The sequence below is a fragment of the Methanosarcina spelaei genome (assembly GCF_002287235.1).
Taxonomy (GTDB): domain Archaea; phylum Halobacteriota; class Methanosarcinia; order Methanosarcinales; family Methanosarcinaceae; genus Methanosarcina; species Methanosarcina spelaei.
Map to the genome: position 1 here is coordinate 1 of NZ_LMVP01000533.1, position 21,581 is coordinate 21,581.

The following is a 21,581-nucleotide window of genomic DNA, read 5'->3' on the forward strand; positions in this document are numbered from 1 at the left end:
TGTACTAAGAATTAGTGGACTAAGAAGTAATGGACTAAGAAGTAATGGACTAAGAAGCTATGGACTAAGAAGCTAAAAAGTGAGAAAAGATTTTGATCATTCTAAAGAAATAACAGATTAATAAGCTAAAAAGTAAGAAAAAAAATTCAATTGACATCTGTTAGATTGATAAGAAGAAGTAGTGTGAGCGGGTTGGGGAGTGGGGGGTCATATGGGGAGTGGGGGGTATGGTATGTGAAAAAAGTTTCCCGCTCACATTACTCACATTACCCCTATTCAAACTAATTATATAAATACCTATGCATTTTATCTCTTTTATTATAATAATTATGTTGTATTATATTGTCAACTAGGGCTTAGCATCCACATTTGATCTTCTTATATGCGTTATAACTATCCAATGGATAAAAATCCTGCAAAGAGTTGCAGGACCCTTTAAAAGTTTGCTCAGGGCATTTTAACCTGTAAGGAGTTTTTTTCGAAAGCTGTTCCGGATAAGAAACCGAAGACAAGAAACTATAATACTTGGTTAAGGGTTTTTAGTGCTATGAACCTTCACAGGCTTTTGATTTACGGAGCAGCTTTTACCATAATGGGGCTCTCAAATGCTGTTATCCCTATCCTTCCGGAGCTTGCGGACCTAAGTAATAACTCCTCTGGAGGGTTCTCCTTAAGCCTGCTGTTTTCCGCCTACTTCCTCGGAGCTCTGGGAACAATGCTACCTTTTGGGATTCTTGCGGACAGGTTCGGAAATTTTAAATTCATAGCACTAGGTATTGTTCTTACAGTAATCTCAGGGTTGATAATTCTATTTTCCGAAAACCTCTGGATTCTTTTGATTGCAAGGCTTATAGAAGGTTCTGCCTGCGGAGCCTTTCTCCCTGCTGCCTTTGCCATATTATCCAAACTCAACAATCCAGGGCGCTATTTAGGAGAGCTGACTTTTCTTTTCAATGCCGGCCTGGCGACAGGAGCCTTTCTCTCAGGGTTGCTGGCAGATACCTACCTGAAAGGAGCAATCCTGGTTTTTACAGTTCTTACTTTCTTTTTGACCACGTACATGTTTTCCAGGTCCAGAAAACTGGCTAATCTTGAACGCTCAGAGAGAACAGGTGCATTAAAAAGCTCCGACCTTTTCAGAAAGCCTTACAGAGAAATTAAAAAGCTCCTCGACCGTCGCAATTTTGAGCTCTGGCTCAGTTCTTTTCTGCTTAATGGAGCCATCGGAGTGCTTCTAGCCTACTATCCTGATTACAGCCTGGGTACTATAACAAAAGCTCAACTTGGTATCTCGATTTCCAGTCTTTATGTCTGTGCAATGATTACCTCTCTACTTGGAGGACGTTTCAAAGTAAAGGAAAAAAACTTAATTAAAATTGGACTGGGGTTTTCGGCTTTTGGGGCTCTCTCTGCAATAAAATATCCCATGCTGGGGTTCTCAAGTATTGGTGGGGGATCAGGAGTTGCAACTGTAGGTTTTGCCCTCGCTGTTGCCAGAATGAATGCTGACAGAGGCCTTGCAATGGGGCTTTTCAATACGACTATATATGCAGGGCTTTCTCTTTCTCCGATTATTGCAGGATTTTTTGTAGATTTTGTGAGTTTTGAAAAACTGTTTATAGCAAACGGGTGTATCCTTGCAGTTGGTATTATATTGAAGAATTAAAGATCTTGTAGGATGTTAACCAGATTTTAGTTCGATAAGTTTCCTTTATTGAATAGCAGAGGATCTTGCGTAAGATAATTATTCTATGAAATTTCCTGAGCTATTCAGAAAGAGTCTTTAGAAACAAGATTACGTTTAAGATTACGTTTTAAAAATAGTAGACGTTTTTAAAATAAAACTACTTTTTAGAATGATAGTAGCACTCAGAATAAAAGTATTTTTCAAGAGTAAACGGTTTTAGAAACCAGGAAAAATAAAGATCGAGTAGAAAGTTAGCATATTGCTGAGTACATATAATAATAGGAAAGTTTATGAATCTCAAAAAGTTAACGCTTTACTCTTCAGTTTTTGCGCTTCAGGGACTCTCAAACGCAGTAATTCCTGTTCTTCCGGAGCTTGCTGGAGGAGATAGCGGAGATGTTGGGGTTTTCTCAAGCCTTCTGTTCTCCGGGTATTTTATTGGAGCTTTGCTTGCCCTTGTACCTCTTGGGATCCTGGCAGACAGGATAGGAAACCTGAAGGTGATAAGATTCGGAATGCTTCTTACTGCTTTATCGGGTTTTGTTATTGCATTTTCTGACATCCCATTGATTCTTGGAGTTTTCAGATTCCTGGAAGGAGTGGGTTGCGGGGCTTTTTTTCCTGCAGCTTTTTCCATAATTGCAGAATGGAAGGACAGCCAGCAAAGCCTTGGGGAATTCAATTTCCTGCTAAACGGTGGGCTGGCTGCAGGTGTTTTCTTCTCAGGAATGTTTGCAGGGTTTGGAATTAAAACTGCAATAACCAGCTTCACAATTCTTGCAGGGCTTTCCTGCCTTCTCCTCCTCTCGAAAGCCGGAGAACTGCTTTCTCCTGATAGTAACGGGAAATACTTTAAGCGTTCAGGAAGTGAAATTTCCATAAAAAACCAGCAAGAAACACTTTTTCTTCCCGAATTAAAAAGTTACCTGCAAAAAGCCAGGAAAACTCTGTTTCAGACCAATTTCGGAAAGATCTGGGCAATTTCAGTACTTCTTTATGGAACCACAGGGCTGTTGAGCGCGAACTATGCAGATTACAGTGCTGGCTTTCTGACAAAACCCGAGCTCGGACTGGCAATTTCAGTTTCTTATCTGGCTGCAATGCTGAGTTCCCTAATTGCAGGCAGAGCAAACATCAATTATAAAAACATAGTAAGGACAGGAATAATCTTTGCAGTTGCAGGTATTATCCTTTCGGTAAAGCTGCCTTTACTTGCTTTCTTCCTTATGGGAGCAGGAGGAGGAACTGCGGTTGTAGGGCTGATTACAGCTGTTTCCAGAATTAGCTCAAGCGGCTTTGTAATGGGACTTTTTAATACTGGTATTTATGCAGGGCTCGGGTTGGGTCCAGTTATGGGGAGCCTCTTCCTCGGACCTTTAGGTTATGAGACTCTATTTTTCGGAAGTGCGGTTGCGCTGCTTTCAGTGTTCTTTGTAAAACTTGAGTAAAAATACACTAGTGAAGTTCCTGAACACTCTGAGTATAAATGCGAAAATATATATGACAGAGATCTGTTTCAGATAACTCCATAACTCCACATAAGTTTTAAAAGGCACAAAAACCCTATGCTATAAATAAAATATAACATTTGAAAATCCGGTGATTAATTGAAAGTAAAGTCAAGAGTTCAACTAAGGAAAAATGTCAAGAACAAAATGTTGAAAGACCTTGTATCCACTTTCGGCGAAGAGCTGTCATATTTGGAAGACAAAACCCTGGAAAAAATTATCCTTGAGGAATACTCTCTTATTCTGGTGGACGGCAGGCCTTTGCTTTTTGAAATAGAAGGACATCTTTTTCCTACCGTCCATGGAGCTCTTGAGATGGAACTTCAAAAGCGTGTTGTAACCGTGGACAAAGGAGCTATCCGTTTTGTTTCAAACGGCGCGGATATCATGGCTCCTGGAGTTGTGGCGGCTGATCCAGAAATAAAAAAAGGAGACCTCGTAATTATAGTAGAGGAGACTCATCAAAAACCTCTTGCAATTGGAAAAGCTATTATGGAAGGGCCGGAAATGGTCGAAGCTACTTCAGGTAAAGCCATAAAGTCTATAATCCATGTGGGAGACAAACTCTGGAGCGCGGAATTCTGATAGTCCTTTATAAAATATACTTTTATTCACGGAACCTGCGGGTAGGGAACGCGAACCTCTTAAATTGAATGAAAATCCGGATCAGCTTTATAATAGCAAAATTAATTAATATAGATTTCAATATAGGACAATGCGATTCAAATTTTAAAAAATATAAAAGGTGCGCATAAATGGCAAAACTCATAGACAAGCTCCTTGGCAGCAATGTAAAAAGTCCAACCAGTCCAGAAGATTACACTGAGATTGATCTCAGCAAGTATGAAGAAGTTCTCGAGGACGAGCCTGCAGAAACTTATGTAAAGATTGCAGAGATCTCGAGTATCAACCAGGTATCCCAGCTCAAGCAGGAAATTTATAACGGAAATATCGTTATTGTAGATATTTCAAACATCAGGGGTGATGACCTGCTTAGAGATAGGGTTTTAAAAGAACTGAAAGATGTTATTATCGATGTCCATGGAGATATCGCAGGGGTTAAAGGAAATACCGTAATTGTAACTCCTACAGGCATTAAAATCGACAGAGCTAAAATTTCTGGTGGAAAATATTGAACCCGGATTTCTTAAAACAGGAAAGGTTTGAAACAAAAATCTGCTGCCCTTTATGCCAGACAGATCTGATGATGAACTGGCAGAGAGATAATATTCCCTATTTCGGGGAGATCATGTATATCAGTGCAAGATGCCAGTGCGGTTTCCGTTTTGCAGATACCATGATTCTCTCGAGTAAGGAGCCCATGCGCTATGAGATGCCAGTTGAATCCAGTGAAGACCTGGATGCAAGGGTCATCCGTTCAACCTCAGGAACGATCCGCATCCCGGAGATGGGAGTTACCGTCGAACCCGGATCAGTCTCGGAGTCATATGTAACGAATATCGAAGGTGTATTGCAACGGATTCGGGATGTTCTTCTGACTGCGAGCAGGTGGGTACAGGGAGACGAAGAGAAATCCTCACGTAGTGAGGAACTCCTGTGTATGCTTGAAGATGTGATTGAAGGCAAGAGAAAAATCACAGTCATAATTGAAGATCCTCTCGGAAACAGTGCGATAATCTCAAAGAAGGCAAAAGCTACCACACTCTCCGAAGAAGAAGCTCAGAAGTTAAATACTGGCATGATCGTTTTCGATGTTAACAAATCCGAGCTCGTAAATGATGTCTCAGACGATGTTCAGCCCCTCGGAGATTAATTCTTTTTTCCGGTTTTTCACAGCCTGACAATTGCGAGGGCATTCTCCAATATAGTTATTAACTTCTATTCCATAAAGGCAGGCATATTACGGGCTATGAAGGCAATTTCATGTCAGGATGCTACATCCTCAAGGTGAGATTTCTCAAAATATCCCCAACTCAAAATATGACTGCCCGGAAAAACTTTCTACAGGACTTCCGGAAAAAACATGCTTGCTGCAAAGATTATTGTAATCTCCTGAAGCAAGCCCTTAAATTGCCCAGTAGAGCTGTATATTTGATTCAAGAAATTCTGATTTAACAGAAGATATAATAGAAGATATAAAGATAGATTTCATCCTTGTCTATCAAAATCGTGTCGTGTTTATCAAAATCGTGTCGTGTTTATCAAAATCATGTCACGTCTATCAAAATCATGTCGTGTCTATCAAAATCACATTAATTTATACATTTGTTTAATTAGTTTGAAAGTTTACTCAGTTTAATTTACGAATTTAACTATTTCAGATTGCTATAATACGGTGAAGGTATGGCAGAAAGCGAAAAAGAAGCAGCATTATCTCCAAAAGAGGAATTCAGCGAATGGTATAACGAACTCCTGTGGATGGCCGAAATAATGGACGTCCGCTATCCTGTAAAAGGATTATATGTCTGGTATCCCTTCGGCTTTGCAATCCGGAGAAATACATATAACATTATAAGAGAAATTCTTGACAATAGTGGACACCAGGAAGCCCTTTTCCCTCTTCTTATCCCCGAAAACGAGTTCATGAAAGAAGCCGAGCATATTAAAGGCTTTGAAGACGAGGTATACTGGGTAACCCATGGCGGAAGAGACCCGCTTGATATTCCTCTGGCCCTTCGCCCAACAAGTGAAACTGCCATTTATCCTATGTACAAAATGTGGGTCAGGTCCCATGCGGATTTTCCTGTCAAAATTTATCAGATAGTCAATACTTTCCGCTATGAAACGAAACATACCCGTCCCTTGATAAGGCTTAGAGAGATTACTTCCTTTAAAGAAGCCCACACAGTTCATGCTACTTGGGAGGATGCCGAAGCTCAGGTTAAGGAAGCTATCAGGCTCTATACTGAAATATACCGCAGGCTCGCAGTCCCTGTGCTTCGCTCAAGGAGACCTGATTGGGATAAGTTCCCGGGTGCGGATTATACCGATGCTCTTGATGCAATTATGCCTGACGGAAAGACCCTTCAGATTGGTACAGTCCACCATTTGGGGGATAATTTTGCAAAGACATTTGACATTAAATATGAAGCCCCTGACGGAGAGCAGCGTTATGCCTATCAGACCTGTTACGGAATTTCCGAAAGGTCGATCGCAGCTACGATTTCCATACATGGAGACGATAAAGGACTGGTTTTACCTCCTGAGATCGCGCCTGTACAGGTTGTAATTATTCCAATCATCTTCAAGAAAGGTGCTGAAGAGGTACTTGCAGCCTGCAAGGATGTCAAGGAACGTCTGACTAAAGCCGGAATCAGAGTCGAAATCGATGCGAGTGACCTTCGTCCCGGAGCAAAGTACTACAAGTGGGAAATGAAAGGTGTTCCTCTCAGGCTTGAGATCGGACCAAGAGACCTTCAGAACAATGTCGCTGTAGCTGTCAGGAGAGATACCGGAGAAAAAGAACAGATTCCGCTCTCTGACATTGAAACTCGTGTGAGTTCAAAGTTTGAGGCAATTCACGAAAGCCTGTACCAAAAAGCAAAAACCGAACTTGAAAACCGCGTGTTTGACTGTGACGAACTTGAAGAAGTAAAGGAAAAAATCCAGATGGGTGTTGCAACAATTCCCTGGTGCGGAAAGAGAGAATGCGGACTTGCTATGGAAGACGTAATAGGTGCAGGAATCCTTGGAATTCCTCTTGAGCAAAAAAGAGACCGAAAAGAAAAGTGCCCTATATGCGGGGAAGAAACCGAAACTCGTGTTTACGTGGCAAGAACGTATTAAAAATAAAGTTTTTCTGACACAAATGGAAAGCCGATATTCTGTACCTGCTCCGGCTTTCATCTTTCTATTTTTATTCTGCGCAGGTTATTATACAGTCTGAGTGAACCCAGTCTGAATGAATCTGAAACCAAACTATCCAAATTTAGTTATATATAAAAACCTACTCAACTGATCTTTAATAAAAACTTAGTCAAAATCAAGTTGCTGAGTTCGAAATAAACGAGAAATAAAGTAAACTTAACTTGATCAATGTTAAATTATATTTGCTTATGGATAAATATTAAATAGTAAGTTGAAGAATTCTCATTGGATTTCAGAAAGAATCAACCCTTATTAAAAACTGCTTGTTCGCAAGCCTTTTCAAAAAACTGCTTGTTCGCAAGCCTTTTCAAAAAACTGCTTGACCGCAAGCCTTTTCAAAAAAGGCTTGACCGAAAACTCCAGTAACGTTTGGATTTGAAAAAATTATACTCAAGCCCTATAGGCGTGATCACAAGCCTTTTCAAAAAAGGCTTGACCGAAAATTACTGCTAAATCTAAAACGTCATGACGGCGTGATCAACCGGCGCAACGGTTGCGGGTCAACAGTTGTAAGTAAGTTGATTCTATTCATAAAGGAGATACTATATGGCCTGGATCGAACCGGAAGTAACCAGAAAACCTAAAAGACCGATGTTTTTATGCGTGCTTTCCAATACTAAAACCGCACATATTCCCAAGCTTTCAGCGGCAGGAAAAACGGCTGAACTTACGGACTATACGCCTGCAGGAGATGCTGAACTTATGGAAACAGGAAATATTATTAGTGTACCCGTTCTCCCCATGACTCCTCCTTATGATACTCCTACTCCTGCAATTATGACACGTTCGGCGTTGAAGCTTACGGACGCTCCATATCATTTCATTAACTCCGGTCTTATTGTAACTCCGGAAGTTCCCTGCATCGACCTCAAGGCAAAACCCGGAGAAGATATCCGGGAATCAATTGCAGTTTATGATGTACAGGAAATCTGCATGCGAGCAAAGTTTCTGGCAAAGAGGCTCAGAAACCAGGTAGACCATGTAGTTATCGGAGAAAGCATTCCAGGTGGCACAACAACTGCAATGGGGGTTTTAATGGCGCTGGGATACAACGGAAATGTCAGCAGCAGTGCTGATGAAAATCCTCTCGAGCTGAAGAAACAGGTCATTGAAGAAGGCTTGAAAGCATCAGGCCTGACCTTTGGCTGCCTGAAAGATGATCCCATGAAAGCTATTGCCTGCATGGGAGACCCGATGATGCCTGCTGTCGTAGGTCTTGTTGCAGGTTTCCAGGGTACTGATGTTAGTGTTGTGCTTGCTGGAGGGACTCAGATGGTAGCAGTGTATGCACTGATAAAACACCTCGGTCTCAATACGGAAAAGCTGGCAATTGCCACTACCCGGTATGTTGTGGAAGATAAATCCGCAAACTTTATCGAACTTACCAGAATTCTCGGTGTACCCGCAGTCTACATTGCAGACCCTGGGTTTGGAAAGTCCGAACTCAAAGGGCTTCATAGGTATGAGACAGGTACGATCAAGGAGGGCGCAGGAGCTGGTGGTGCAATGTATCTTGCAGGCCTTTACGGAATCTCTCAGGACGATTTTAGGTCCGAAGTAGAAAACGTTTGCAAACTGCTAAAAGCAGGGCATTGAAAAATCCGCTTTCGGACTGGTTTTACCTGGATTAATCTCCTTAAAATCTTCTTAACTCAACTTCTTCTTTATTTTTTATGTTACTTATTCTAACAACAAGTGCTGAAGAACATATGGAATTTCCAATTAAGCAAGATTGGTGATTTTTTTTCAAAATAATATTAAGCTGTTCAGAAACAATAATCAATATAAAATGAACGAATAATTGTTAAATCCTACATTAAAACTTACGAAAATTTAAAAAATAACTAAAAATTGGAAAAGAGAACTTGAGAGATATTAAGGCTCTTAAGAAGCTAATTTTTCCAGCTTTTCAAAAACTACTAAACTTTTTTTTTCAACTCAGGTTTCTATTGCAGCGGTTCAGACGTTTTCATAAATTTTGAAGGTGAAAACCTCAGATCTACAGATGTCGGTTTATGGGAGTGGAAGACGTTTGCCCCCCTGAGAAATATACTTCCGAACTCACACTTCCACAGTCCCGGCAGTAGTAGAAGACATTAGAACCCAGGACTTGACGTTTCAACGTTGTCTGGCATACACTGCAAAACATAGAAACACTTGCATTTTTCATGCAGGGCCCTCATCCGTAAATCATGATAGAATCGAGCCTTGCAGTACCCACTTTTGTCCAGTACTTACAAACACTGCAGTACTCCATCTTCCCATCCGAACTCACTTTAAGTCTAGCATGGCACTTTGGGCATATTTTTAGCCGTTTCGTAACTAATCCCCCTTGGATTTCCATTTTTAAGCTGCAAGATCAGGTGGTCAAAAGTCCAGAGACTGAAAAGATATCCTGACAGTACACAAAGAGGCTGAAAGTATATCAGTCAGTACGGAAAAATTACTGATCCTAATCTTGAAGTTACATTTTAAAAGCGTTTTTGACCTTTAATTGACAATACATTAATTCCCCCGGACAGGACCTCAGATAAAAGGCATTTTAAGCTATGAGTGTATTGCTTAAAAATCATACCTATCCTACCTCGCTGCAAAATACTACAACAAGCTACCAAATATTATTCCTGATAGGATATAAGTTTTAGCTCAAAATCAGTAGTTCCGATCAGACTGACTTCCGAATGATAAAAACATATTAATCTTACTTTTATCTATTTATTTTCAAAGTGGACTATTGGACTATATTGTTAATCAAATCCAAAATTATTAAGCTATAAATTTCCTTATATTTTTCAAAAGATAAAATGAATAAGTGAAAAATATAAATCAAAGTAGTAAAAACAATCCACATAAACTGACTGAGAGATCATAGTTTTGACTATCTTGATACTATTCTGTGTCAGCTAATACCTTTATCATCAGATTTTCAGCGCATAAATGGGTGTGGAAACCGTTCAAAGCGAAATATATAAATAACATTATCGCTTTAGGAGTGTTCGCGACGGGATGAGCAAAACGTGCACATCCGATTGTGTAAGCCGCTTTAACTCAGTTGGTAGAGTGTCTGGCTGTTAACCAGAATGTCGTAGGTTCGAGCCCTGCAAGCGGCGTAAAATTTTTGCATTTCTTATTTCTTATACTATTCTTCCCAGAATAGACGAAACATATGCAAAAACTTTATCAATATCTCCATACTATTAGCTACTAATAGTATGATAAAAATCAATAAGGGCCTGTAGCTCAGTCAGGTTAGAGCGCTCGGCTCATAACCGAGCGGTCACCGGTTCAAATCCGGTCAGGCCCATAAAAAAGTTTACGTAGTCCTAAAACGTTATTGATTTTCTGCGTTTTCTTTTATAATATATTTTTTCCTGTGAATCGCTCCTGTCAGTAAAATGTGCACGTAGCCACCACCATATAATTATATTTTTATATATACCACTCCAGAAACTATAAACAATTTTATAGAGATTTCTAAGACATTTTTTCAATTTAAAGCTCAGATTCAAGCAAATTATTTTCACACCGCTACCCGGACTAATATAAACGATTTTGAACAATTCTAAATCAAAACGTATTTGAAAATCTGAGGAATGAAAGAAAAACTGTGTTCTCAATTCAACTTAAATATTGTACTGTGTCTTCCAAATCAGACTACGTTAAATGCTTTCTGGACTCCTTTGTCTTTTTATAAAGTATCTCACTGTAACGATACCCAGTAACTTTGGATTAAAAACGAGATTATTGTGTAAAGGTAGCGCACTTGTTGTTTTTTTGAGAAAGTCCTTGGTTTTGATGAATTACGTATTCAATAAGAAGATTCAATTGAAAACCTGCGTTCATACATTTTTGAGACTTTTTTCGGATCTGTAGAACCACTAACTGAAAAAACATGAATCTCTAACCATTTTCACCTTTTTTACCTTTCAAATAATTCACGCAGACTACAATATCGAGACTTAGTGGATCTTTTCCGTGTAAGGACATAGTATACTCAAGACAACAGGACTTCTATACTTCTAGTAGGTTCTTCATCTGTTTTCCTTGAACTTTAACAGGAATAATAAATGGAATCTTTGCTGACTGGAATATAGCTCTTTTATCATTTTAGAAATCTGATTGTATAATCACTGCTACAAGTTGGTGAAGTACTGAGCTAATTTGATGCCCTCAAACAGGAAACAGGATGATGATTCGGTAACTATTCATCTGTATTCGGTTAAGGAATCTGTTAACTTTAAAATGACTACTGCAATCGTCTATCCATCTTGATTTACATTTAGAGGTTAACAGAAAAAGCAATGAAAATAACACCTTATATATCATATCTTAACCGAATACAAATGGATAACTATTTATAGTAATTTTTTGTATGGTAAAGGTGTTACCAAAATAAGTAAATTTCATACTAGATAAGTTTCATCGCAGGCCATTATCTACTGAATTAGTCCGTTGGAAAGGTTTCAAGTGATTCTACGATTACTGAGCGTTACAAAAGGTGCGAGAGGTTCGCTTCTTGCAAAAGCACTGATAGGCGTGCTAATAACAGGGACATATATTGTTCAAGCCTTTTTATCGGCGAAAGGCGTGAGTTATGCTTTTGCTGAGTTAAATTGGCGTCTCTTCATTCCGATAATTCTCGGAATTGCACTTATGGTCTTGCTGAGAGCTAATTTGTTATGGATAAGAGAAATATTTGGGAAATATGCGGCTGAGAGAGTTAAAGAGGCTTTGAGAATTAACCTTTTTGAGCATTTCTTTCATTTAGGTCCGGCATATATGGAGGACGGCCGCACAGGAAAGCTTCAGTCGATATTCATTGATGGCGTTGAAGCTTTGGAAGTGTTTCTAGTTGACTATATCCCTCAGGTGTTGGTCACTGCCGTCGGTCTTGTATGCATTCTTCCTTATATGGCAAGCCTGGACCCACTGGTGGGTGTGATTGTTTTCGTATCAATTCTTATATCAGTACTCTGCCCGATGTTCTGGGACAAACTGATGAACAAAATCGGCCACGGCCATTGGGAATCCTACGGGAACCTCAATTCGCAGTTTGTGGATGCGATGCAAGGAATGACAACACTCAAAGCGTTCAATGCGAGTGATGCAAAAGGCAACGAGCTCGAACGAGATGCCAACGAATTGTATAATCACACGATGAAAAAACTCAATGTGTCGCTGATAAGCTCCGCATTTGTCGGCTTCGCGACTGCGATCGGAACGGCATTGTCAGTCGGAATCGGCGCTTTCCACTTAAGTATGGGTATGCTTGCGATGTCAAGCCTGACTGTTATTCTGTTTTTGTCAACCGAATGCTTCAGACCAATTAACGATTTAAATGCGTATTGGCACAAATCGTTTTTGGGATTTTCGGCTGCTGAGAAAATGTTTGAATTTCTTGACACAACAATAACTGTTCTGGATAAAGGCAATGATAGGCTTGTTATTCCTGAGGGAATAAGACCTTCTATTGATTTTAATGCAGTCACATTCTCCTATAATGACGGAACGAGACCGGCACTCAAAAATCTCAACCTGTCAATTCCGTCAGGAGCGAAAATCGCACTCGTCGGTCAGTCCGGTACCGGTAAATCTACTGTTGTCAATTTACTGCTCAGGTTTTTCGACCCGCAGACGGGCAGTATCAAAATCAGCAAAAAAGAGATTGGTAAATATTCAATACAGGATCTTCGTCGTCAAATCGCCGCCGTGTTTCAGGACACCTATCTATTTTACGGAACTGTTGAGGATAATATTCGCGTCGCAAAACCGGAGGCCTCCTTTGATGAGATAGAAGCTTGCTGCCGTAATTCAAAAGCTCATGGCTTTATATCCGCGCTACCACAAGGATATCAAACGATCATCGGAGAAAGAGGCATCAGGCTGTCGGGAGGCGAACGGCAAAGAATTTCGATAGCCAGGGCGATGCTCAAGGATGCACCGATACTTGTGCTTGATGAAGCAACATCGAATGTAGACGCTTCGAATGAAAGTGCAATACAGGAAAGTCTTGATCGGCTTTCGAGAAATAAAACCACTTTGGTAATTGCCCACCGACTTTCAACAATAATAGACGCTAATGAAATATATGTGATGGGGAATGAGCATATTTGCGAACACGGGACAGCGCAAGAGCTGATATCCAGGGATGGAGCTTTTATGGAACTCATGAAGGCTCAAAATGCTGGAGAAAAAATGGAGTGAAAATCAGATGAAAATATTTATTAAGCTTCTGCCGCATCTGAAACCCGTCATAAGCTCCATAATTCTCGGAATCATCACCGGAATTATGAATCAAGGCGCTGCAATCGCGTGTTCGGCTTACGGTGCTTATTTGGTCAGCCTGGCGATATTAGGGGCTGCACCCCATGCAATTTTGATCGGGATTTGGGTGCTCATCGCCTTAGTTGTTCTGCGAGCTGTCATGAGTTATGCGGAAATGTGGTATGCCCATAAAGCTGCCTATGGGATATTGGCTCATTTACGAGTAAAGCTGTACAGGGCTATTGAAAAAATTGCACCAAGTTATTTAATGAATAAACGGACGGGCGACCTTTCATCAACGCTGATGTCTGATGTTGAAACCTTGGAATGGTTTTATGCCCATACATATGGAGCAGCTTTTATTGCCGTGATCGTTCCGGTCATTGTTCTTGCCGTTATTGCAGTCTTAATTCATCCCTATCTTGCGCTTGTATTGATTCCGTGGCTTTTCCTGACCGTCACAGTCCCGTTCTGGTTTCAAAACCGAGCGGAAGTAGATGGACGTAAAATACGCGAAGGGCTTGCCGAAGTCAATTCGGAAGTAGTTGACGGTATCCAGGGAATTCGGGAAATATTGTCTTTCGGTTATGAATCTTGGTACTTGAAAAAGCTCAGAAACGCGAATAAGTGTCTGTCGGCAGTACAACGTAAATATGGAAGCAGACAGGGAATTGAAACAGGACTTCTTAATTTCTTCATGTCCGCCGGATTGCTGAGTGTCACAATCATCTCGGTATACCTGATAAAGAACGGGATGATGGATCGACAATGGTATGCAGTATCAATCATTCTGTCCATATATGTGTTTACGCCAGTCGTCGCCATCGGTACGATGGCAAGAAGTTTTGGTATTATGCAGTCATCAACCGACCGTGTTTTTACTGTTCTCGAGATGCCGGAAACAGTAAAAGACATGGTAGAGGTAAGCAAACCGTTGCAGAACAAGCTCAGCGTTGAATTCGACCATGTCAGTTTTCGATATAAAGAAGAATTGCCGCTTGTGTTAAAGGATGTTTCTTTTCGGGTGAGTCCCGGAGAGACTGTAGCGCTTGTCGGTCATTCCGGATCTGGAAAGTCCACCTGCGCGAACCTGCTGCTCCGATTCTGGGATGTCACGGAAGGCTGCATACGTGTTGGCGGTCAGGATGTACGTGATCTAAAGCAGGTGGATTTAAGGAACATTGTATCCATCGTGCCGCAGGACGTCTATCTTTTTAACTGCTCTATCAAGGATAACCTTCTGTTGGGCAAACAAAACGCTACAGATACGGAAATCTATGAAGCGGCGAGAAAAGCCAGAATACATGATTTTATCATAAGCCTTCCGAACGGTTACGATACGGAGGTTGGTGAACGCGGCGTGCAGCTGTCCGGGGGTCAGAGACAGCGTATCGCAATTGCGAGAGCCTTGCTGAAAAACGCGCCAATCTTGCTGATGGATGAAGCGGTTTCGAACCTGGATACAAAAAATGAGGGAGAACTCAGAGAAGCTTTACAAGAACTCAGCAAGAACAGGATTACACTTGTTATCGCTCATAGACTTTCGACGATTATGGCTGCGGATAAAATAGTTGTGCTTGAAAACGGAACAGTTGCGCAAACCGGCAGGCATGAAGAGATGATTTTACGTGACAGCACGTACTCGAGGCTTATCCGCACCCAATATGCAAAAATGGTGTAGATAAATTTTCATTTATAATATAGCACAAACGGAGGGAAATAGAATGAGATTTAAGAAAATCGCAGCGTTTGTCCTTTTGGCAGTTATGTTTATCACTCTGATGGCAGGCTGCGTCAGCAAGACAAGTACCCAAGAAAACACGAATACATCCGGTGGCGTAGCGTCGGGTAAAAATACGCTTGTTATCGGCGCGCTTTCCGACTTTAAGCAAGGCTCTGGCAAAGAAGGCCAGTCAATGGTGTTTGATTTGATGACACAACGGTCAGAGAGCATGGGCGTTGAACCTGGTATTATTGAGTCGTGGACGACGAACGCGGATCTGACAGAGTACACACTTAAAGTTCGCCAGAATGTCAAATTCACCGACGGCACACCCTTAACTGCCGATATTGTCAAATATTCACTGCAGGCCTGGGCTCCGTATTGTGATGGCAGCTTTATGTATTCGCTGAAATCAATGGACGTTGTTAACGACACTACCCTGGACGTAAAATTTACCAAGAGCTATGGCAACTTTCCGACGGAGATGACCAGAATTTATGTCTCGCTTCCAGGTTCTCTTGATGATAAGGGCAACGTTGTTAAATGGGTAGGAACAGGACCATTCATTCTCGATGATTATCAGACTGATCAAAGCGCGACACTTAAAACAAACAAAGATTACTGGAACAAGAACAAAATACCTTCGATCGACGGCGTCAAGTGGGTTGTTATTCCTGATGAAAATTCGCGAATCATGGCGCTTCAAAGCGGTCAGGTTGATGTCGTCGGCGTTGCTGAGCATTATTGCGCACTTTCCTACGCAGCTGTTGCAGAGCTGAAGAAGGATGATAAGTATGTTGTTGACTTAAATCCTGATAGTGGCTTGATTGCAACATATGTTTATAACTATGCTAAAGGGCCTATGACGGATATAAACCTCAGAAAAGCCGTTACATATGCAATTGACCGCAAGACTCTTGTCGATACGGTAGTATCCGGTTTGGGAGCTGAAAGCGGCGATTTCATGAGAAGAAAATATGACTTTTCGCCGAGAAATGAAAAGGAATATACTTACGACTTGGATGCAGCAAAGGCTGCGCTGACAGCAGGCGGATATGCGGACACAAACGGCGACGGCATTGTAGAAAAGGATGGACAGCCTGTTGTTTTAAGGTTCGTAGTTGAGAGCGATGAAACCGCAAGAGCGACCGCTGTATTTGTTCAAGACTGCCTGAAGAAGATTGGCATAGATACAAAACTTGAGGCACTGGATGATTCAGCCAGAGCAGAAAAAGAAAAAAATGGCGATTTTGATATTGCATACACACATCCGTGGCTTACAACACCTCAAACATACATGTCCTGGAGAGGCGCAGTCAACACCTATGATGATTTTGGAATCGGTTTTGGCGTTAGCGGCAACTTCTCAACGTATTTAGATGAAGTCTTATCGAAGAGCTCAAAAGACGATCTGTGGAACACATTTGACAAGGTGTGGGCAGAAGAGTACGCGTTTTATCCTGGAACCGGATTGTATACAACACCAAGGGTGTTTATCCACTCGAAGGATGTGACAGGGTTTATTTTTAACCCAAATGAATGTGTCATTGATTTGTCCGGCATGAAGATTACGGGATCAAAGTAAACAGAAAGCATATTCAGGCCTTAAGGTTTACTTAAGGCCTGAACATGCTTTAAGTCTCAAATTGCAGATCAAATATGAGAGTTCAGGCGATTATAAAAAAACTCTGTACAACACTTGTCACAGCTTTGCTTGTCGCGTTATTGTGTTTTAGCGTGATGTTCTACTCTCCGGGTAACCCTGCAGAGAAACTATTGCGATATAAAGATCCAACAGGAGGCTTGAACCAGAAAACAGTTGAGATGTATGCGGAAAAGCTGGGTACTAACGGAGATTTTTTTGAACAGTTTGGAGATTGGTTGGCCGGGATTCTGAAAGGCGATTTCGGGATATCATTTAAAACCGGATTACCAGTCCTGCATGAGTTTACGGCTAGAGCAGGATGTACGATATCGCTGATGTTACTTTCTACGCTTCTCGCGCTTGTCGTAGGATTAGCCTTAGGCATTCTGTCAACTCTATATCATAATAAAATTCTAGATAAAATCATTCGTTTTTTTGTTGTGTTCAATATGTCCGTACCAAGCTTTTGGATGGCGCTCTTACTCCTCTGGATTTTCTCAATTCAATTCCATCTACTGCCCTCATTCGGATTTAATGGATTTTCGAGCCTTATCCTGCCTGTAACGGTTCTTGGGTTGAGCTATTCAAGTACCATTATCAGAATGACAAAATCATGCCTCATGGATAACCTTTCGAGCGCATATGTTGTTACTGCAAGAGCAAAAGGCTTAAGCGAGAGTTCTATTATGATCAGGCATGTCCTGATAAACATCGCACTTCCTATCATCACCTTATGTGGTACTAACATGACGAGCTTGCTGGGCGGAAGTGTCATTATCGAGAATATATACGGGCTGCCCGGCTTGGGAAACTACTTAATCATGGCAATAATGGTGAAGGATTTTCCGGTTATACTGGGGTTTGTTTTTATATTCGCTTTATTCATTATGCTAATAAACTTCTTGGTGGATCTTACATATACTCTGATCGATCCCAGAGTTAGGATGGCAATGAATGAAAAATAATAAACATATCATTATTGCCCTTACAGTATTAACCGCTATTTTGCTTCTATTTGTCATTATCTCACCGTATCTGTTCTCGGCTAGTTATGATCTTGATATGAAAAATGCGCTTCAAGCACCAAATTCTGCGCATTTGTTCGGTAGCGACAATCTTGGCCGCGATTTGTTTGGACGCTCGTTTATCGGCTTGAGGCTTTCTCTGGCGCTAGCGCTTGTCATTCAGATCACTTGCTTATTTATGGGCGCGATTTTCGGTACAATTTCTGGTTATTACGGTGGCGTTATCGATAAGGTATATATCATGATTCAAGATGTTGTGATGTCATTTCCAAGCTTGATTGCGTCGTTATGCTTGATCGCCATGCTTGGGCCGGGAATACATACCCTTATTATCGCGTTATCGTGTACCGGTTGGGTGACATATGCCCGCCTGATCCGCAGCGAGGTTGTCAGCCTCAAGGAACTGGATTATATACAGGGTGCACGAGCTATTGGCGCATCAAGCGGTTATGTGCTCTTCAGGCATATCCTTCCAAATGTTCTGCGGCCGCTCATTCCTCTTTTTACTCTTATGATCGGGCATACTGTCCTGGCAATATCAGGACTTGGTTTTTTGGGTTTTGGCGTACAGCCACCGACCGCGGAAATCGGTCTGATGATCAAGGATGGATTAACCTATATAACACGTGCTCCCTGGATGATCCTGGCTCCAGGATTGCTGCTTTGCTTATACGTATGGCTTTTCAACGCACTCGGAGACGAGCTGCAGGAATGGCTGAATCCCAAGAAAGATTATCTCCACATTTAGGGAAGTATAAGTATGGAAAAGCTGCTTGAAATTAAAAATTTATGTACACATTTTGACAGTAGAAACGGCTGCGTCAATGCTGTATGTAACGTCAACATGGATATACATCGCAGGCAAATCATTGGTCTGATCGGTGAGACCGGCTGCGGTAAATCGGTTCTAGGACAGTCTGTCCTGAAACTTCTCCCGAAGAACGCCTGTATTACTGGTAAGATATTATTCGAAGGTAAAGATATCCTTAAAATGTCTGTTAAGGAACTGAGAGCTGTCAGAGGTCACAAGATCGCATTTATTTGCCAGAACCCGGCTGAAGCGCTGAACCCCCTGATGAAAAACGGAACGCAGATCATGGAATCAGTTAGAATAAATCAGGCATTATCAAAAAAAGAATGTCGCGAAACGTCGATAGACTTACTCAATATACTCGGTTTTTCAGAACCAAAGTCCATTATGCACAAATATCCCAATGAGCTGAGTGGTGGTATGAAACAGCGAGTCCTTGCAGCAATGGGGATGAGCGGTTATCCCTCTTTATTGATCGCTGACGAACCGACGAAGGGCTTGGATGCTATTAAGCGTAGGCAGGTTATTGCGACGATCAGGAAGTTTACTGAAACAACAGGTTGCGCTGTGTTAATCATCACACATGATCTGAAGTTCGCGTCGGCTATTTGTGATACAATCGCTGTGATGTATGCCGGTGAAATTGTTGAAACGGGAGATATGGAGGCACTGTTTAATGACCCAAAACATCCGTATTTAATGGCTTTAATAAAGTCGCAGCCATGTAAAGGACTAAATGTTCTAAATGGTACAGTATGCAGTTTAATTGATTTGCCTTCTAATTGTAGATTTTTTGACCGCTGTTCATATGCAGCTGGTATCTGCCAAGATCAGCATCCCGACCTTCTTACTCTAAATGAAGCACATAGAGTGAGGTGCCTAAAATATGTTTGAAGTCCGAAATCTTTCAAAGGTTTACAATTCCGGTGTCATAAATAAAGCATCTTTGAAGGCTGTTGACGATGTGACTTTTTCTGTTGACAGAGGCGAAACGGTTGGAATAATCGGTGAAAGCGGCTGTGGTAAGACGAGCCTTGCCAAGATGGTTCTCAAACTGTTGAAAATCAGTTCGGGGAGTATGTACCTTAATGGTGAAGATGTTTCAAGTATCAGGGGAGAGAAACTGAAGAGCTACAGACGAAAGGTTCAAATCATTTTTCAGAACCCGGAATCGTCGATTAATCCTCACATGAAAATATACGATTGTATCGCCGAAGTGCTCCGAATTAACAAATTAGCATCCAGGAAAAGTGAAGATGAAAAAGCACTGATTTATCAATTGATTAGCATGGTAGGGTTACAGCAGGAACATTTGAACAGATACTCATGGGAGCTTAGCGGCGGTCAGATACAGAGAGTAGCGTTGTCCAGGGTATTAGCTTTAAAGCCCGAGTTGTTAGTTGCTGATGAACCTACATCCATGCTTGATGTATCCGTTCAAGCTCAAGTTTTAACTCTATTAAGGTCAATGCAAAGAGAACAGGGCTTTGCAATGTTATTTATTTCGCATGACCTGGATGTAGTCCGGGTTATGTGTGATCGGGTCATCGTAATGTTTATGGGGAAAATAGTAGAATCCGGAACTGTTGATCAGGTGTTCAGTCATCCTTGCCATAACTACACAAAATCATTACTCGAAGAATATGAATGCCTTAGATAAAAAGATGAAAGGTGAATGAAACATAACACTTCACGGATAACTATACTTCACGGATAACTATACTTCACGGATAACTATACTTCATGGTTAAAACCGAGCAAATTCTAATAGAGCATCATCTTTCTTCCGAAGAATTGCTTAAAAGAATTAAGTCATTAGAGAAAGATACAAGAGTTCTTCAACGCCTATATTTTGTTAAATATCGGTATGAAGATGTTACAGTTGAAGAAGCAGCTAATTTTGCGGAAATTTCAAAATCTATAGCATATTTTCAAAACCTATGGCATATTTTCAAAACCTATAGCATATCAATGTCAAGAGCGATGGAATAAAAATGGTTATGAGGGTTTAAAACCAAGGTTTGCAGGTGGATGTGCTTTTAATCTCTATGATGAAAAAAAGATAAACTAAAAATATTGTTTCATGGGCGCGATGACTGCTCAACAAAAGAAGTCCAAGAGCTTATTTTCAATGAATTCAGTGTTGAATATATTACTAAGCATCTTGGTAATCTCAAAAAGTTTGGCACGAGACATTCCAAATCATATACGCATGATTATGAGAGTATACGTCATCCACGTTATGAGTCATCACTTTGTAATGAAGTATAGGACTAATTACCTTATATACTTTTGCGAAATAGTTCGGTCAGACCCATAAACTTTATATCCAAAGAAACTCTTGTATAAGAAGATTCGAGGGCAAGTTATAACAGTTCTCCTATCCGAAAGCCGCTTTAACTCAGTTGGTAGAGTGTCTGGCTGTTAACCAGAATGTCGTAGGTTCGAGCCCTGCAAGCGGCGTAAATCTTTTGTGTCTTTAATTTCTTCAATAATTCTATCTTTTGGTTACTTTTTCCTTTAAATGTGAAATTTTTAAATTTATTCTACTTGAGTCTGCTCTCGGTTTTACTTAGCCTACTCCCTTTTGTCTATATTCATCTGAACTTGCTTTAGAGTTCATCTTATCTAGTTTATCCATTAATTAAATTTTTAAATTTTCCGAGTCTATATTTTGTCTAATTTATTTGTTACTATTCAGGTAGCCTTTTTAGGGCTACACAATTTTTCCTCTTTTCGAGGAAAAATTGGATTTACAATGAGTTATTTCTATCTTTGATGAAACGTGAAGAGATTCTTGCTCTGTGTACTTCAAACCCTGAAGTTATTGCAACTTACATTGAGAGTCTTGAATCTCAAATAAAACAGCTTAGTGAAAAATTGCAAGTTTTAGAATCTCGCTTAAATCAAAATAGCAGAAACAGCAGTAAACCTCCTTCTACTGATTTTTTTGTCAAAGGAAAACCTAATCCCAAGAGTCTCCGTAAAAAGAGCGAAAAGAACCCTGGAGGTCAAGAAGGTCATCCAGGAACAACTCTTAAAATGGTTGATAATCCTGATTAGGTAATAGAGCATTCTTTGAACTGCTGC

At 40.8% G+C, this 21,581-nt stretch carries 17 protein-coding genes, 3 tRNA genes and 1 pseudogene; 19 read left to right on the forward strand and 2 right to left on the reverse strand.

What is annotated here, in order from left to right:
* Window positions 1-547: 547 nt before the first annotated feature.
* From ASJ81_RS19665 to cobT, 7 genes are all read left to right on the forward strand, one after another.
* A complete protein-coding gene (locus ASJ81_RS19665) occupies window positions 548-1,666 on the forward strand; it encodes an MFS transporter (protein WP_095645842.1) in 1,119 nt (372 codons plus the stop codon).
* A 311-nt stretch (window positions 1,667-1,977) separates the two neighbouring features.
* On the forward strand, window positions 1,978-3,135 hold the full coding sequence (locus tag ASJ81_RS19670; RefSeq protein WP_095645843.1) for an MFS transporter: 1,158 nt from the start codon (window positions 1,978-1,980) through the stop codon (window positions 3,133-3,135).
* A gap of 159 nt (window positions 3,136-3,294) precedes the next feature.
* Complete coding sequence (locus ASJ81_RS19675) at window positions 3,295-3,780, forward strand: RNA-binding protein (RefSeq protein ID WP_095645844.1); 486 nt, start codon at window positions 3,295-3,297, stop codon at window positions 3,778-3,780.
* Window positions 3,781-3,950: 170 nt separating this feature from the next.
* A complete protein-coding gene (locus tag ASJ81_RS19680) occupies window positions 3,951-4,331 on the forward strand; it encodes a cell division protein SepF (RefSeq protein WP_048108927.1) in 381 nt (126 codons plus the stop codon).
* The gene (locus tag ASJ81_RS19685) at window positions 4,328-4,969 is read left to right on the forward strand and encodes a ZPR1 zinc finger domain-containing protein (protein WP_095645845.1); all 642 of its coding nucleotides are present in this window, start codon (window positions 4,328-4,330) and stop codon (window positions 4,967-4,969) included. Before ASJ81_RS19680 ends, ASJ81_RS19685 begins: the two co-directional genes overlap by 4 nt.
* A gap of 530 nt (window positions 4,970-5,499) precedes the next feature.
* Window positions 5,500-6,942 carry a proline--tRNA ligase gene (proS, locus tag ASJ81_RS19690; RefSeq protein ID WP_048108925.1) on the forward strand — a complete coding sequence of 481 codons (1,443 nt, stop codon included), beginning with the start codon at window positions 5,500-5,502 and terminating at the stop codon, window positions 6,940-6,942.
* Between the two features lie 627 nt (window positions 6,943-7,569).
* Window positions 7,570-8,619 carry a nicotinate mononucleotide-dependent phosphoribosyltransferase CobT gene (cobT, locus tag ASJ81_RS19695; protein ID WP_095645846.1) on the forward strand — a complete coding sequence of 350 codons (1,050 nt, stop codon included), beginning with the start codon at window positions 7,570-7,572 and terminating at the stop codon, window positions 8,617-8,619.
* A gap of 403 nt (window positions 8,620-9,022) precedes the next feature.
* On the opposite strand, the gene ASJ81_RS23050 is transcribed toward cobT, so the two are convergent.
* Both ASJ81_RS23050 and ASJ81_RS23055 read right to left on the reverse strand, forming a co-directional pair.
* Entirely contained in the window at window positions 9,023-9,193 is a 171-nt protein-coding gene (locus tag ASJ81_RS23050; RefSeq protein ID WP_170943416.1) for a hypothetical protein, read from the reverse strand.
* Window positions 9,194-9,202: 9 nt separating this feature from the next.
* Window positions 9,203-9,367, reverse strand: coding sequence for a hypothetical protein (locus ASJ81_RS23055; RefSeq protein WP_170943417.1), 165 nt, complete (start codon window positions 9,365-9,367; stop codon window positions 9,203-9,205).
* A 693-nt stretch (window positions 9,368-10,060) separates the two neighbouring features.
* Here ASJ81_RS23055 and ASJ81_RS19700 point away from each other — a divergent pair.
* From ASJ81_RS19700 to ASJ81_RS19755, 12 genes and pseudogenes are all read left to right on the forward strand, one after another.
* Window positions 10,061-10,133: transfer RNA gene (locus tag ASJ81_RS19700), tRNA-Asn, on the forward strand.
* Window positions 10,134-10,252: 119 nt separating this feature from the next.
* A tRNA-Ile gene (locus ASJ81_RS19705) sits at window positions 10,253-10,327 on the forward strand.
* Window positions 10,328-11,490: 1,163 nt separating this feature from the next.
* Window positions 11,491-13,227 carry an ABC transporter ATP-binding protein/permease gene (locus tag ASJ81_RS19710; protein WP_141241820.1) on the forward strand — a complete coding sequence of 579 codons (1,737 nt, stop codon included), beginning with the start codon at window positions 11,491-11,493 and terminating at the stop codon, window positions 13,225-13,227.
* Complete coding sequence (cydC, locus tag ASJ81_RS19715) at window positions 13,205-14,968, forward strand: thiol reductant ABC exporter subunit CydC (RefSeq protein ID WP_095645848.1); 1,764 nt, start codon at window positions 13,205-13,207, stop codon at window positions 14,966-14,968. Before ASJ81_RS19710 ends, cydC begins: the two co-directional genes overlap by 23 nt.
* Before the next feature lie 43 nt (window positions 14,969-15,011).
* The gene (locus tag ASJ81_RS19720) at window positions 15,012-16,595 is read left to right on the forward strand and encodes an ABC transporter substrate-binding protein (RefSeq protein ID WP_095645849.1); all 1,584 of its coding nucleotides are present in this window, start codon (window positions 15,012-15,014) and stop codon (window positions 16,593-16,595) included.
* A 74-nt stretch (window positions 16,596-16,669) separates the two neighbouring features.
* On the forward strand, window positions 16,670-17,620 hold the full coding sequence (locus tag ASJ81_RS19725) for an ABC transporter permease (RefSeq protein WP_095645850.1): 951 nt from the start codon (window positions 16,670-16,672) through the stop codon (window positions 17,618-17,620).
* Window positions 17,621-17,858: 238 nt separating this feature from the next.
* The gene (locus ASJ81_RS24060; RefSeq protein ID WP_275112593.1) at window positions 17,859-18,428 is read left to right on the forward strand and encodes an ABC transporter permease; all 570 of its coding nucleotides are present in this window, start codon (window positions 17,859-17,861) and stop codon (window positions 18,426-18,428) included.
* Window positions 18,429-18,440: 12 nt separating this feature from the next.
* Window positions 18,441-19,385, forward strand: a complete 945-nt coding sequence (locus ASJ81_RS19735; protein ID WP_095645852.1) for an ABC transporter ATP-binding protein — start codon at window positions 18,441-18,443, stop codon at window positions 19,383-19,385.
* Window positions 19,378-20,151 (forward strand): ATP-binding cassette domain-containing protein, encoded by a 774-nt coding sequence (locus tag ASJ81_RS19740; RefSeq protein WP_095645853.1) that lies wholly within the window; start codon window positions 19,378-19,380, stop codon window positions 20,149-20,151. The genes ASJ81_RS19735 and ASJ81_RS19740 overlap by 8 nt, the downstream gene beginning before the upstream one ends.
* Window positions 20,152-20,234: 83 nt before the next feature.
* Entirely contained in the window at window positions 20,235-20,483 is a 249-nt protein-coding gene (locus ASJ81_RS19745) for a hypothetical protein (protein ID WP_095645854.1), read from the forward strand.
* 398 nt (window positions 20,484-20,881) lie between these two features.
* Window positions 20,882-20,954, forward strand: a tRNA-Asn gene (locus tag ASJ81_RS19750).
* Window positions 20,955-21,266: 312 nt separating this feature from the next.
* Window positions 21,267-21,551, forward strand: a pseudogene (locus ASJ81_RS19755) (DUF6444 domain-containing protein); the annotation flags it as partial.
* Window positions 21,552-21,581 lie beyond the last annotated feature (30 nt).